The following is a 13,828-nucleotide window of genomic DNA, read 5'->3' on the forward strand; positions in this document are numbered from 1 at the left end:
TGTTACACCTTAAAATGAAAGGTAACGGGGCCGTCGTTGAGTAAGTTTACTTGCATGTCAGCGCCAAATATACCTGATGCGCATTGCATGTAGTGGTCATTTACATGTTTTATGAACGCGTTATATATCGCTTCTCCATGCTCTGGAGAGGCGCCTTCCGAGAAGCCAGGGCGATTCCCTTTATTGGTTTGAGCTACCAAGGTAAATTGTGACACTACTAACAGTTCGCCGCCTACATCTTTCAAGCTTAGGTTCATTTTTCCCGCGTCATCAGAAAATACACGATAGCTTAGGACTTTCTTTGCTAGCTTCTCTACTTGCACATTGCTATCTGTTTTTTCAACGCCGAGAAACAGCAATAAACCGGCATTAATACTGCCGACGCAATGTTCGTCTACAACGACACTTGCTTGCTTGACTCGCTGAATTAAGCCTATCATTGAGTTGTACTTATATTTTTTGCAATGTGCTTCATTGTTCGAAGCAAGCTCTTCTTAATACCGATTTCTTGCGCGCTATGACCCGCGCTATCAATAATACTCAGTGTTGAGTTGTGTAGATGCTCATGCAATTTAATCGAGGCGTCGACCTTACAGACCAAATCATAGCGCCCATGAATAATGAAAATTGGAATGTGCGTAATTTTATACGCGTTGTTAATGACGTGATTTTCTTCAATAAAACATCTATTGTGTATGTAATGACACTCTAGCAACGCTAGGCTTTTCATCTGCAAATTGGAAGCAATCTGATTTGGTGATGTCTTTTTATCTGGGACCAATTTAGATATTGCCACCTCCCATGAGAACCATTGCTCACAGGCCAACTGGCTTATATTTGGATCGCTTGATTGCATTCGGGCATAAAAACTGTCGGCTATGCACTGCCAACTATCTTTACAATCGACGCCTTTTACAAAGTTTGCATATTCTTTTGGAAAAACTTGAGCAGCGGCGCCGGTTGGTGACAAAAACCAAGCGTAATCTTCTTCTCGACCTAAGAATGTCCCTCGAAGCACTATATGGCTAGTTCTGTCTGGATGCTCTATTGCATACAATAGTGCAAGTGTCGCTCCCCAAGAACCGCCAAACAGCGCCCATCTTTCTATTTTTAAATATTGCCTGATAGATTCAATGTCGGCGATCAAGGCTTGTGACGAGTTGTGTTTAATATCAGCAAAGGGTTGAGACTGGCCACAACCTCGTTGGTCATAGGCAATAACAAAATATGTATCTAAGTCAAAAGGCCATTGATAAGAACCGTTTATCCCAGCACCGGGGCCACCGTGGATAAATAACACTGGAATACCATTGGGATTGCCCGCGAGTTCTACATGGAGTTGATGGTTGTTTGATACCTTGTGCTTAAACGACTTAAATGTCATTATTTTCCTATACTTTTAAGGCCGTGCATCATTTTAAAAAAGTGTCTATTCATGTGCGTTGATGCATAATAGTCACCAGATTAACAAGAAAAATGAGCAGAACTCAAATGATGTTCATTTATTCATCAGTTTTACCTTATTCAAAGGACACAAGATATGCGTAAATCCACCGTAATTATTAGCTTTTTGCTACTTGCATTGTCTGGTTGTACTTCAACTATTCAAGACACCTATTTTAATATGTGGGAAAAACTGGGCGTTGAAAAACGCGATATTCTAGTGGATCGCGTTGAAGACGCTCAAGAAACACAACAAGAGGCACAACAACAATTTTCGAGCGCCTTGGAAGAATTCAGTGCATTAATAAATTTTGATGGTGGCGAATTAGAAGATGTTTATAACAACCTGAATGATCAATTTGAGGCAAGTAAAAGCACAGCAGAAGATGTAAGTAATCGTATTGATAAAGTTGAATCGGTTGCGGGTTCACTTTTTCGTGAATGGGAGAGTGAATTAGAGCAGATCACTAATCAGAACCTGCGCAGAGATAGCCAAAAGAAGTTAAGCTCAACTAAGCGTAACTATGAGTCATTAGTACGCTCTATGCGCAAAGTTGAAGCCAGTATGGCACCTGTTCTCTCTGCATTACAAGACAATGTGTTGTATTTAAAACATAACTTAAACGCGAATGCCGTGGGTGCACTAAAAGGCGAGCTCAATACTATTCAAAAAGATGTAAAGGATCTGATTGCTGAGATGTCGGCCGCAATCAAACAGTCGGATGAATTTATTGCGACTATTAAGAGTTAACATTGCATAGGCATCTGTATACGCCGATACGGGTATAGGCAGCAAGCACAAGCTAGCCCTTACCCATCGGCATCGCTAGATGACTACTCTTAGCATGCTTCGTTTATTCTTCGTCAGACGTGTCAAGCCCCATCTCTGCCATAATCGCGCGGGCTTCGGCAGGTATTCGATGTGTGTTGTCTTTTCGTAAGTCGTTATCATCTGGCAGCGGTTGACCAGTGAATGCATGCAGAAAGGCTTCACAAAGCAATTCAGAATTTGTGGCATGACGAAGGTTATTTACCTGGCGTCTTGTTCGCTCATCCGTTAGGACTTTAAGTACATTGATAGGAATGGAAACTGTCACCTTTTTTACTTGCTCACTCTTCTTCCCATGCTCTGCGTAGGGGTGCAGATATTTACCGTTCCATTCAGCCATCGTAATACTTTTGTAGTTTGTTGTTATATCGAAATTCTAACTGGATTAAATAAAAGATCAATCTAGACGTGTAAACTGCTTTACGTCTATTTGTTTCACGCAGGCGCATACCTTGCTAAAGTGCAGATATATGAAAACGTTGATACGCACATGAATACACGTACAATTGTATAATACTTACAAAGCTGCACTTGCTTATAGCGCTCAACTGCCTATTTGTACTGGAGAACCACTTGATTACTAAAGATGATGTAACTGCTTATATTCAGACAAGAAAACCCTTGGTGTTTGATGTTTTTAAGACGTTCTTTAGCTATGTCCGCAGTGAACGGATAACGGTATCTGCAGGCCATTTAGCTTATGTAAGCTTGTTATCATTGGTGCCGGTAATTATGGTTTTTTTCATGATTATGTCGGCATTTCCTGCATTTGCTGATGTGAGGGAAGAATTAGAAAACTTTATTTTTAGTAACTTTGTACCCACTGCGGGTGATGTAGTACAAGAGTATATGGGCGGTTTTGTCGCCAATGCTTCTCAGATGGGGGCCGTTAGTATATTTTCTTTGTTGATTGTTGCCTTACTACTTATCTCTAACATTGATAAGACCTTTAATCATCTATGGAAGACACAGGCTCAGCGACCTTTAATTTTTACCTTTGCCATTTATTGGATGGTGATTACCTTAGGTCCTTTACTGATTGGCTCAAGTATTGCCGTAAGTTCTTATTTGGCAACGATTGCAGCATTTGCCGATGATTATACGCCTGGCTTTGGCACCGCATTTCTCAAACTCGTACCCAGCATCGCCGCAATTAGCGCTTTTCTTATTTTGTATATGGTTGTTCCCAATCGACCAGTACGCGCAAAATATGCCTTGTTTGGCGCTATTTTAGCAGCCGTTTTGTTTGAACTTACTAAAAAGGGGTTTGCGTTTTATGTGTCAAGCTTCCCGTCATATCAGGTGATTTATGGCGCACTTGCCACTATTCCTATTTTATTCGTGTGGGTGTACTTGTCGTGGATTGTCGTACTTGTTGGGGCCGTGTTTACCTACGCAATCACGACTGTTAGTGAGGAATATGCAGCGAAAATTGCACCTGCGGGTAAAAAGTTGGTCTAGACTGTTGTTTACTCCCCTAAAGCATAATTAAATAAAGATTGTGACTAAAAATATACTTTAGTCACAATCTTCTACCTTATTAGGTGCAACTTCATCGCACCATCATTGAATAAATATTTCATCGTCATCAATGTCTGCTGATATTTTGTGCGTATTTGGTGCGCTAGCTTGGCGTGGGGCACTAATAAAGTGCGGGTTGTCTAAATGTGCTTTATTAAACAACAGCATTAGTATGTGTAAGAAGGCCAACATAAGACAGTTTTTTGTAAGCATATAACTACACTTACAAGAAAAACTGAACAAATAAGAAAGCCTATTATCGCTAAAATAGTACACTCCACTTACGTTATGAATGCAATATTCTTTATTATAAACATAGAGATAAAAACAATTTGTTACATTTGGATATTTCACTTTTGTGCGGCGTCATCTTTGTTTAGTGAGCTTGGAGTCAATGCATAAAGCTTCGGTAAAAATTTATTTAAGCATATATTTTTTCCTTATTGACAATCTGGCACTCCAATTGAATCTGTATGAGTGAATAATTATTCAACATGCAACAACTACATCATTACACTCATTTTCAACACCAACGTTAAATGCGTTGTTATCTCAATACTTATGGAGAACTAGGATGGCTTACTTAGAACCCAGCGAATTTGCGACCAAGATGGTCGATTCGGGTGAACAAAAAGTTTTTATGTCTACACGCGACACTATCATTCGTGCTTATATGGCTGGCGCAATACTCGCGCTAGCGGCATTTTTCGCGATTACTGTTATTACTAAAACAGGTAACCCATTAATAGGTGCAATTTTATTCCCTGTAGGTTTTATCATGTTATACCTGATGAAATTTGACCTACTAACGGGTGTATTTACATTAGTGCCACTTGCTGTGCTTGACAAAAGAAGAGGGTGTACCGTGTCTACCATGCTTCGAAACTGGGGCTGGGTTTTCGTCGGTAATTTTGCCGGTGCATTGACCGTTGCATTCTTCGCTTCGTTTATCTTGACCTACGGGTATCAAATCGATGGCGGTGCAGTGGCAGAAAAGGTAAGCACAATTGGTGAATCAAGAACGCTTGGTTACAAAGAACAGGGTGCTTTGGGCTGGTTTACTATTTTCATTCGTGGCATGTTGTGTAACTGGATGGTATCGATGGGCGTTGTTGGTGCAATGATTTCTACCTCTGCTGGTGCAAAAATGGGCGCTATGTGGATGCCAATTATGTTGTTCTTCTATATGGCTTTTGAACATTCAATCGTAAACATGTTTTTGTTCCCGTTTTCAATGATTATGGGTGGTGAGTTTACTGTTGTTGATTACTTAGTATGGAACGAGATCCCAACGGCACTTGGCAATTTGGCTGGCGGCTTCTTATTCGTTGGTCTACCCATTTACTTAACTCACGTAAGAACAAAAGGTGAACGTAAATTAGGTAAAGAACAAGCCGCACTTTAAGGGTTTAAACAGTACTTAATCAATAGCTGTCGCATCTTACCAAGACAGCTACTTTGAACAAATGTTTGTTTTCTCTCAATGCTAACATTTGTTAATAATTCAGTTGTTTAGTTATTCAGGACGCTTTATATTCTTGTAATGTAAAGCGTTTTTTCTTTTAACGCGTAATTTATATCTTTGCTACCACTAGCGGTCTTACAGACAACAATGACAAAACTACTTCGCATCAGTGCTGGTCAATACAGTGCTAAAGGCCTAAAAAACATCAATCAAGACTTTTATGGCTTACACATACCCAAAAATCATGCACTCCAAACAAAAGGCATAAGTGTTGCTATTGCTGATGGCATAAGTAGTAGCCAAGTTAGTCAAGAAGCAAGCAAAGCGGCGGTAAAGGGGTTTTTAAACGACTACTACAGCACATCTGAATCTTGGAGTGTTAAAACGTCGGGTCAACGCGTGATTGAGGCGATAAATTCGTGGTTATTTGCGCAAACAAGCCGAAGCCAGCACCGGTTTAATCTAGACAAGGGATACGTGTGTACATTCAGTGCCATTGTTTTTAAATCGTCTAGTGCGCATATTTTTCATGTGGGCGACTCGCGCATTTTTCGTCTACACAATGATACACTGGAACCATTAACCGATGTCCACCGAACCGTTGTATCAAGTAGCGAATCATACTTAAGTCGAGCACTGGGTATGGGTGCGCGAGTTGAATTAGATTATTCAATCGTTGATCTTGAGCTCGGTGATACTTTTTTGTTAATGACAGACGGTATATATGAATATCTCGACAACAAGGCACTGGGTCAAATCTGCGCAGATTTTCGTGGGGATGAGCAAGGTGCCGCCGAACACATTGTAAATGCAGCGCTAAAAAATGGTAGTGATGATAATGTTACAGTGCAAGTGATGCGTGTAGCAGAACTACCCGAAAAAAGCGCCGTAGAAGCGTATCGTGATTTAAACCTGCTGCCCTTTCCACCCGCGCTGCACGCTAGGATGCAATTTGATGGTTATTCTATTGTTAGGCGGCTTCACGCAAGTGCGAGAAGTCATGTTTACTTGGCTGTCGACAATGACACGAATGAACAAGTCGTCATCAAAACATTGTCGTCAGAATTGCGTGAAAGTGCGGAACATATTGAAAAATTTCTGCTTGAAGAATGGATTGCACGGCGAGTTAACAGTGCACATTTATTAAAGCCATGCGAACAAGCCAGAGAACGGCACTACTTTTATGTGGCAACAGAGTACATTGAAGGTCAAACCCTTGCTCAGTGGATGGTAGACAACCCCAAGCCCACAATAGCCGCTGTGCGTGAAATCATAGAACAAATAGCGAAAGGGTTAACGGCGATGCACCGCCTCGAAATGTTGCATCAGGATTTGCGCCCTGAAAACATCATGGTTGATAGCACTGGCACAGTAAAAATCATCGACTTTGGCGCGACCAGAGTGGCGGGTTTACAAGAAACTTATGCACCGTTACGAGAAAACGAGATTTTAGGTACAGCACAATATACAGCACCAGAATACTACCTTGGTGAATACGGCACAGTATTGTCGGATCAATTTTCCTTAGCGGTTATCGCTTATCACATGCTGTCTGATCGTTTGCCGTATGGCATTAAAGTTTCATCTGCAAATACGCGCTCTGCGCAGCGAAAATTGAAGTATCGCTCAGTACTACATGATGACTTAGCCATTCCAGTGTGGGTTGATGATACTTTGAAAAAAGCACTACACCCTGACCCCTTGAAGCGATATGACGCCATTAGTGAGTTCGTTTACGATTTACGTACGCCCAGTACAGGATTTAAAAATCGCACACGTAGGCCGTTAATTGAGCGCAACCCTGTTGCGTTTTGGCAAGGCGTGTCGTTGTCACTTTTCATCATAATAATATTTTTAATTAAGACTTACATCATTGTTCACTAAGGACGTGATCGTTAGTTATATGTTTGTATGATGCATGTTTAAGAAAACAACTGTTTTAAAATATTGGACGTAAAGTTTTTTCGCAGATAAAAACCTCTAGGGCGAGTTAATATTTTACTGCCGTTTTCGCCAATGGCATCCGTTAAGGCTTTTCCATTGGCCGCTTTGGGTCTAATTTGCATCACTTCGCCTATGCGCGCGTTAATTTTTTCGACATGCCCCAAGCAAATCATATCCATTAGTTCTTCCCAATCTTGCTGCAAGAGAGAAAGTTCGGATGCATTGGGTTGCCAAATAAACCCTTGCCCAATAAGCTTGTCGGCGGGCACAATTTCACGTTCGCCTTGCACCGGTATCCACAATACTTTTTGTAGTTTGTTTTTAACGTTGCTGTTTTCCCATGTTAAACCAGATACACCGGTAAGTGGTGCATAGCAAACGTAGGTGGTTTCGAGTGGAGTATTGTTATAGGAGAGCGGCAGTGTCTTTAATTCGATCCCCAAGTCTGGAAAGTCTTGTTGTGGCTTGCTGCCAGCGCTTGCCCCTAACGCCAATTCTATTAATTGTCCTGTCCATCCTTTTTCACGTTTAAAGTTGTTTGGTACCGCCACATTTAGCTGTTCTGCAAGTTCGCCAAAGGTAAGCCCGGCGATTGCCGTAACGCGAGCCATTAACGCCGTTTCGTTTGCCGGGGAAGAAGGTTTGTTCAGCAATTCGTTAATCCTTTGTTAAGTTATGCTTTGATTACGCGTAAGTTTATGAAAGAATGCTGTAATATTAAAGATTTAACGCGCTAGGTAATCTGTGTGATTGATACCGAAGGATTCCGCGCGAATGTTGGCATTATTATCTGCAACAAGCAAGGCCAAGTCTTCTGGGCTAGACGATATGGCCAACATTCATGGCAATTCCCGCAAGGGGGAATTGACCAAGGCGAAACTGCTGAACAGGCAATGTATAGAGAACTATACGAAGAAGTTGGGCTAAAACAAAAAGATGTGACAATCCTTGCAGTCGGCCGAAATTGGCTTAGATATAGACTGCCTAAGCGTTTAGTGCGAAAGGGCAGTGATCCCGTGTGCATTGGTCAAAAGCAAAAATGGTTTTTGCTGTCACTTACATGTGATGAAAAAGATGTAGATTTAGCATCTAGTGGTCATCCCGAGTTTGATGATTGGCGTTGGGTGAGCTATTGGTATCCAATTCGAAATGTCGTGTCTTTCAAACGAGATGTATACCGGCGCATAATGAGTGAATTTTCGTCTGTTGTTATCAATAATAGTCGAAATCACTCAAATCAGCAGCGAAAAGGACGTAAAAAGCACAAAGGCAGGAATGCCTAACAACGAAGAGCCGCCTAATTGGATAACGTGGGAAACGTATGCTGACGATACTCAAACAAATCATTCAAGAAGTTGGTCAACTTCCCAATCTACATGAATCGTTAGATAGGCTTGCTACACTTGTAAAGCAAAATATGGGCGTGGATTCTTGCGCTGTCTATCTAGCGGATTGGAATACTAGACGGTATGTGCTAACTGCCACTGACGGACTGGATAAGTCAGCTATTGGTCAAGTGAAGTTATCATTTGATGAAGGCCTGATTGGCCTAGTGGGTGATAGAGAAGAACCCCTGAATATCGAAAATGCCCCGCAACACCCGAGTTACAAACATTTTCCAGAAGTTAACGAAGAGCAATATAACGCGTTTATTGGTACGCCGATTATTCATCAACGTAAAGTCTTAGGTGTTATTTCCCTGCAACAAGAGAGTAGCCGTAAATTTAGCGAAGATGATGAAGCTTTTTTGGTGACCTTAGCCGCCCAAGTCGCTTTATATATAGCAAATGCCGAAATGCAAGGGCAAGTTAGTTTCAATGAAGATAGAGTCTTAGACGGCAGAGACCAGCGCATTCTGAACGGAATTCCCGGTTCTCCTGGCTTAGCTATAGGCATTGGATATGCCGCCGATTTTAAGCACGAATTAAAAAATCTGGTCACCCGACGTGCCCCCGACACTGAAACACAGATTAATCGTTATCGACAAGCAGTAGATATTACTCGAAAGCATGTCGCTGAGCTTTCTACCGGGCTAAGCAATGCATTGCCAGATGACGTAAAGGCTATTTTTCAGCTCTACAACCAGCTGTTAGACGCAAATAGTTTGGGCCGTGAAGTTGAAAACAAAATAAAAGAAGGCTGGAATGCGTCGTCGTCTCTAAAGTTTGTCGTAGAAGCCTACGCTCAACGTTTTGAAAATATGGATGATCCCTACATGCGTGAGCGCGCAGTAGATATCATTGACCTGTCCAATCGAATCCTTGCAAACATTATTGGTGACGTTGAAAAGCCGCAAACCTTGGAGCCTAATATTCGCTACATTTTGGTTGCTAACGAAGTGAGTGCGCCGATGCTTGCTGAGTTTCCACCAGATCAACTGGCCGGGATTGTGTCGATTAAAGGCTCGAACAACTCTCACGCCGCAATCATGGCGAGAGCTATGGGAGTGCCGGCGGTAATGGGCTTACCTAGCGTGTCGGTAAACTTATTAAAATCTCAAGAGCTATTTATTGATGGTTACTCTGGCAGACTTGCATTGAATATTGATGTGGGTGCAAAGCAAGGGTATCAGCACCTTATTAATCAAGAGTTAGCGCTCTTTGAGAAAATTGATAGCGAAGCCGATGCACCACCAATAACGCAGGACGGCACAAAAATTTCTTTGCTGGTGAACGCGGGTTTATCTGCAGATTTGGAGTTAGAGCAATATCGTCAAGGCGATGGTGTCGGTTTATACCGGACAGAAATTCCCTTTATGATGCGCGATCGCTTTCCGTCTGAGCGCGAGCAGTGCGAGATTTACAAAGATGTCTTGGTGACTCATCCCAATAAAGAAATTACGATGCGCACCTTGGATGTTGGCGGTGATAAGCCCCTTGCATACTTTCCTATTTCTGAAGAAAACCCGTTTTTAGGTTGGCGAGGTATTCGCTTAACACTCGACCATCCAGATATTTTTTTAGTGCAGGTAAGGGCGATGTTACGGGCTAGCTTAGGCTTATCTAATTTGCATATTTTGCTGCCAATGATTTCTAGCGTGAGTGAAGTCGATGAGGCTAAACGCCTAATTAAACAAGCCTTCTTAGAAGTAAAAAGCGAAGCGATGGAGCATCAGCAAATGCTTTCTAAGCCGGCAGTGGGGGTCATGCTTGAAGTGCCTGCGGTATTGTTCCAGCTACCGCAATTAGCTCAGCGTGTGGACTTTTTCTCTGTTGGTACAAATGATATGACGCAATATTTACTTGCGGTAGACCGAAACAACCCAAGGGTATCATCCCTATATTCCAGTTATCACCCGTCCGTAGTGAATGCTCTGCAGCTAATACGGGAAGTGTCGACGCAATATAAAGTGCCTGTTACTGTTTGTGGTGAGTTAGCGGGCGAGCCAATGGGAGCACTCTTATTGATTGCGATGGGTTATCGTAAGCTCAGTATGAACGCGCACTCGTTACGTAAAATAAGTTGGGTTATCCGAAATATTTCGGTAGATGATACGCGCGAAATTCTCGATGATATTTTGCGTTACGAATCGCCTCAAGACGTACAAAGTAAATTATCTGAATACTTAGAAAATCAAAAATTAGGCGGTTTGGTAAGGGCTGGAAAGTAGTTGGATCCGCTGCTAATTACAGTATTGTTGTGTATTTTGTTAGGCGCGGTTGTGGGTCTTATGGCGGGGCTACTTGGCATTGGTGGCGGTCTAATCATCGTGCCAACGCTACTGCTGATTTTAGAAAATGTACTCAATATTGAGATTGAACATGGTATGCCTATTGCCTTGGCTACATCACTGTTTACCGTTATTTTTACTGGTTTGTCGTCTACTCGGTCGCATTATAAATTAGGAAATATTGTACCTAGCATTGTTTTATTATGCGCGGCGGGTATCGCCATAGGCTCAGTCGCCGGGGCCTTTTTTGCTACGAGCGTGTCGGGCGTGATGTTGCAGCGTATTTTTGCTGTGCTTGTTATTTTGATTGCAGCTCAAATGATATTTTTTACCCCTAAAATATCGAACGCCCCCTTAAATAAGGTTAGTCTATCCTGCATTGGTTTGGGGAGTGGTTTTATTGCGGCACTAATGGGGATTGGAGGCGGCGCGTTAATTGTGCCGTCTTTAGTGTGGTTTCAAGTAAATATTAAAAAAGCTATTGGTTGTGCAAGTTTTTGCGGAGTGATTATTGCGTTATTTGGCAGCATTGGCTTTATTACATCTGGTTACAACAAAAACTACCTGCCTGCGTATTCATTTGGCTATGTTTATCTTCCGGCGGCCTTTGGGATTGTGTTAACATCTGTGTTCACTGCGCCGATTGGGGCAAAGTTAACACGTAAATTTGACACTGCGAAGTTAAAGCGCGTTTTTGCCGGTTTTTTAGTACTGGTAAGCATTCGTATGATTATAGGATTAGAATAATAAATGTCAGCTGGCAATCACCTCGTTTTTCCAAATATTGACCCCGTAATTTTTGAGATTGGCCCAGTCGCGTTGCGTTGGTATGGCTTAATGTATTTGTTGGGTTTTGCCGCCGCGTATTGGCTCGCAAATAGACGCATAGCGCGCATGGGATGGACTAAAGAGCAGTTAAGCGACTTGCTTTTTTGGTGTTTTATGGGCGTGATTTTAGGTGGCCGAATAGGCTATGTCTTTTTTTATCAGTTTGAACAGCTAGGAGATGACCCTCTTTATTTGTTTAGAATATGGGAAGGCGGTATGTCTTTTCATGGCGGGTGTTTGGGTGTCATTGTTGCTGCGTATCTTTTTGCGAAAAAACAAAAATGGTCTTTTTTACAAGTAGGGGATTTTATCGCGCCATTGGTACCTGTTGGTCTTGGCGCGGGTCGAATAGGTAACTTTATTAATGGCGAATTGTGGGGACGTACAACGGATGTCTCTTGGGCATTTGTATTCCCGACCGGTGGCCCTGAACCTAGGCATCCTTCTCAATTATATGAGTTTTTTCTGGAAGGGGCGGTATTGTTCGTCATCCTATGGTTGTACTCAGCCAAACCTCGTCCTGTAGGCACTGTTGGCGGTGGCTTTTTACTTGGCTATGGTGTATTCCGCTTTATTGTCGAATTTTATAGAGAGCCAGATTCGCATTTAGGCTTATATTCGTTTGGTTTGAGTCAAGGGCAAATGCTGTGTATCCCTATGATATTGGCCGGTTTAGGTCTAATCGTTTATGCCGTTAAAAGTAAGCAAAAGGGAGCGTAAATGAGCCAGTATGAAGCACTATGTAAGCGCATTGTTAGTGAAGGACAATGGGTAACAAATGAGCGAACAGGGATTCGCTGCCTAACGGTAATTAACGCAGATTTGACTTACGATGTGGGTAACAATGAGTTCCCCTTAGTTACCACTAGGAAGTGTTTTTATAAGGCCGCAATTGCAGAACTTCTTGGATATTTGCGGGGCTATGACAACGCCGCAGATTTTAGAGCGATTGGTTGTAAAACATGGGATGCAAATGCCAATGAAAATCAGGCGTGGCTGAATAACCCCGCGCGCACAGGCAAAGATGACATGGGGCGTGTTTATGGTGTTCAAGGACGACGGTGGCAAAAGCCTGATGGTAGTACTTTGGATCAACTTAAAAAAATCGTCGATAATTTGTCAAAGGGTATAGATGATAGAGGCGAAATCCTCACCTTTTATAATCCAGGCGAATTTCATTTAGGTTGCCTTCGCCCATGCATGCATACGCATACCTTTTCGTTATTGGGTGATACCTTACATTTAACTAGCTACATGAGAAGTTGTGATGTGCCGCTAGGTCTCACTTTTAATATGCCTCAATGCTATGTTTTATTGGCATTAATCGCCCAAATCACCGGTCATAAAGCCGGCAAAGTATTCCATAAAATTGTAAATGCGCATATTTATGAAAATCAGTTGTCGTTGATGACGAATGAGCAACTGCTTCGAGCACCTTTCAAATCCCCTAAATTACATATAAATCCAGACATCAAATCGCTTTCTGATATCGAAACGTGGGTATCTGGCGATGATTTTAATGTAACAGATTACGAGCATCATCCGGCAATAGCGTATCCGTTTGCGGTTTAGTTTTTGAAGCTAATTATGCCGGTAAAATGCAATGCAGCTACCGGCGGTCATAAAAACAAGTGTCGGCATTATAAGGTAGCTATGCCAATCATTAGTATTGCTAACCATGAAATTAAATATACGGGCGTCCGCAAAAAAGGTATGCCTAGCGTGTAGACGATTGCATGGCTAACTCGGGCGATGAAAAATATTTGCGCCCATTGCGCAATCGCAGCGTGGTTGGTTTCAGGCGCAATAACGCCAGCAGCCAATACTACAGAAACAAACGCAGGTAACGTTTCAACCATATTGAGATGCGCTCTTAGAGAACGTTGCGCCCACAGTGGCGCTTCAGGTTGTTGTTTTGGGTAATTTTCAGGGTAGTTGTGCAAGAACAATGGTATTCCCCACGTAAACGCCCGTGAAATTATATACGGTATCCACAACGAGATTGTCAGTAATCCACTAAGTGCGAGATAAAAATATGTCGTTTCCATAAAAAACCTTTAATTAATTGTTAAGTTTGAATAGTGACGCGATAGAGAATTCGTCTTCTCTATCGTGTAATAAGGACATT

The 13,828-nt window shown here is 42.1% G+C and carries 14 protein-coding genes; 9 read left to right on the forward strand and 5 right to left on the reverse strand.

Annotated features, from left to right (window positions below; genetic code table 11):
• Positions 1–2: 2 nt before the first annotated feature.
• Together dtd and pip are read right to left on the reverse strand one after the other, a co-directional pair.
• On the reverse strand, positions 3–440 hold the full coding sequence (dtd, locus tag QQK00_RS16575; RefSeq protein ID WP_284218793.1) for a D-aminoacyl-tRNA deacylase: 438 nt from the start codon (positions 438–440) through the stop codon (positions 3–5).
• Complete coding sequence (pip, locus tag QQK00_RS16580; protein WP_284218794.1) at positions 437–1,384, reverse strand: prolyl aminopeptidase; 948 nt, start codon at positions 1,382–1,384, stop codon at positions 437–439. The genes dtd and pip overlap by 4 nt, the downstream gene beginning before the upstream one ends.
• A 156-nt stretch (positions 1,385–1,540) precedes the next feature.
• Here pip and QQK00_RS16585 point away from each other — a divergent pair, with 156 nt between their 5' ends.
• Positions 1,541–2,194, forward strand: a complete 654-nt coding sequence (locus QQK00_RS16585) for a DUF2959 domain-containing protein (RefSeq protein WP_284218795.1) — start codon at positions 1,541–1,543, stop codon at positions 2,192–2,194.
• 103 nt (positions 2,195–2,297) lie between these two features.
• Here QQK00_RS16585 and metJ read toward each other — a convergent pair whose 3' ends face one another.
• Complete coding sequence (gene metJ, locus QQK00_RS16590; RefSeq protein WP_284218796.1) at positions 2,298–2,612, reverse strand: met regulon transcriptional regulator MetJ; 315 nt, start codon at positions 2,610–2,612, stop codon at positions 2,298–2,300.
• Between the two features lie 236 nt (positions 2,613–2,848).
• On the opposite strand from metJ, the gene QQK00_RS16595 reads away from it, so the two are divergent.
• The 3 genes from QQK00_RS16595 to QQK00_RS16605 all read left to right on the forward strand — a co-directional run bounded on the left by QQK00_RS16595 (position 2,849) and on the right by QQK00_RS16605 (position 7,142).
• The gene (locus QQK00_RS16595) at positions 2,849–3,733 is read left to right on the forward strand and encodes a virulence factor BrkB family protein (RefSeq protein WP_431307755.1); all 885 of its coding nucleotides are present in this window, start codon (positions 2,849–2,851) and stop codon (positions 3,731–3,733) included.
• Between the two features lie 634 nt (positions 3,734–4,367).
• Positions 4,368–5,198, forward strand: a complete 831-nt coding sequence (locus QQK00_RS16600) for a formate/nitrite transporter family protein (protein ID WP_284218797.1) — start codon at positions 4,368–4,370, stop codon at positions 5,196–5,198.
• 207 nt (positions 5,199–5,405) lie between these two features.
• The gene (locus tag QQK00_RS16605) at positions 5,406–7,142 is read left to right on the forward strand and encodes a bifunctional protein-serine/threonine kinase/phosphatase (RefSeq protein ID WP_284218798.1); all 1,737 of its coding nucleotides are present in this window, start codon (positions 5,406–5,408) and stop codon (positions 7,140–7,142) included.
• Positions 7,143–7,180: 38 nt separating this feature from the next.
• Here QQK00_RS16605 and mutH read toward each other — a convergent pair whose 3' ends face one another.
• The gene (mutH, locus tag QQK00_RS16610; RefSeq protein WP_284218873.1) at positions 7,181–7,852 is read right to left on the reverse strand and encodes a DNA mismatch repair endonuclease MutH; all 672 of its coding nucleotides are present in this window, start codon (positions 7,850–7,852) and stop codon (positions 7,181–7,183) included.
• Between the two features lie 96 nt (positions 7,853–7,948).
• Between mutH and rppH the strand changes: the two genes are divergently transcribed.
• Genes rppH through QQK00_RS16635 form a run of 5 tightly spaced genes read left to right on the forward strand, consistent with a single transcriptional unit; the run spans position 7,949 to position 13,272 of the window.
• A complete protein-coding gene (gene rppH, locus QQK00_RS16615) occupies positions 7,949–8,485 on the forward strand; it encodes an RNA pyrophosphohydrolase (protein ID WP_284218799.1) in 537 nt (178 codons plus the stop codon).
• A gap of 38 nt (positions 8,486–8,523) precedes the next feature.
• Positions 8,524–10,812, forward strand: coding sequence for a phosphoenolpyruvate--protein phosphotransferase (gene ptsP / locus QQK00_RS16620; RefSeq protein ID WP_284218800.1), 2,289 nt, complete (start codon positions 8,524–8,526; stop codon positions 10,810–10,812).
• On the forward strand, positions 10,813–11,619 hold the full coding sequence (locus QQK00_RS16625) for a sulfite exporter TauE/SafE family protein (RefSeq protein WP_284218801.1): 807 nt from the start codon (positions 10,813–10,815) through the stop codon (positions 11,617–11,619).
• Between the two features lie 3 nt (positions 11,620–11,622).
• Positions 11,623–12,420 (forward strand): prolipoprotein diacylglyceryl transferase, encoded by a 798-nt coding sequence (gene lgt / locus QQK00_RS16630; protein ID WP_284218802.1) that lies wholly within the window; start codon positions 11,623–11,625, stop codon positions 12,418–12,420.
• On the forward strand, positions 12,421–13,272 hold the full coding sequence (locus QQK00_RS16635; RefSeq protein WP_284218803.1) for a thymidylate synthase: 852 nt from the start codon (positions 12,421–12,423) through the stop codon (positions 13,270–13,272).
• Between the two features lie 68 nt (positions 13,273–13,340).
• Here QQK00_RS16635 and QQK00_RS16640 read toward each other — a convergent pair whose 3' ends face one another.
• Complete coding sequence (locus tag QQK00_RS16640) at positions 13,341–13,748, reverse strand: MAPEG family protein (RefSeq protein ID WP_284218804.1); 408 nt, start codon at positions 13,746–13,748, stop codon at positions 13,341–13,343.
• Positions 13,749–13,828: the final 80 nt, after the last annotated feature.

It is taken from the genome of Agaribacter marinus (assembly GCF_030160655.1).
In the GTDB taxonomy this organism is placed as follows: Bacteria; Pseudomonadota; Gammaproteobacteria; order Enterobacterales; family Alteromonadaceae; genus Glaciecola; species Glaciecola marina.

Bases quoted from the DNA above. Each gene is read 5' to 3' on its own strand.
- dtd (WP_284218793.1), bottom strand. From the start codon at position 440: ATGATAGGCTTAATTCAGCGAGTCAAGCAAGCAAGTGTCGTTGTAGAC.
- pip (WP_284218794.1), bottom strand. From the start codon at position 1,384: ATGACATTTAAGTCGTTTAAGCACAAGGTATCAAACAACCATCAACTC.
- QQK00_RS16585 (WP_284218795.1), top strand. From the start codon at position 1,541: ATGCGTAAATCCACCGTAATTATTAGCTTTTTGCTACTTGCATTGTCT.
- metJ (WP_284218796.1), bottom strand. From the start codon at position 2,612: ATGGCTGAATGGAACGGTAAATATCTGCACCCCTACGCAGAGCATGGG.
- QQK00_RS16600 (WP_284218797.1), top strand. From the start codon at position 4,368: ATGGCTTACTTAGAACCCAGCGAATTTGCGACCAAGATGGTCGATTCG.
- QQK00_RS16605 (WP_284218798.1), top strand. From the start codon at position 5,406: ATGACAAAACTACTTCGCATCAGTGCTGGTCAATACAGTGCTAAAGGC.
- ptsP (WP_284218800.1), top strand. From the start codon at position 8,524: ATGCTGACGATACTCAAACAAATCATTCAAGAAGTTGGTCAACTTCCC.
- lgt (WP_284218802.1), top strand. From the start codon at position 11,623: ATGTCAGCTGGCAATCACCTCGTTTTTCCAAATATTGACCCCGTAATT.
- QQK00_RS16635 (WP_284218803.1), top strand. From the start codon at position 12,421: ATGAGCCAGTATGAAGCACTATGTAAGCGCATTGTTAGTGAAGGACAA.
- QQK00_RS16640 (WP_284218804.1), bottom strand. From the start codon at position 13,748: ATGGAAACGACATATTTTTATCTCGCACTTAGTGGATTACTGACAATC.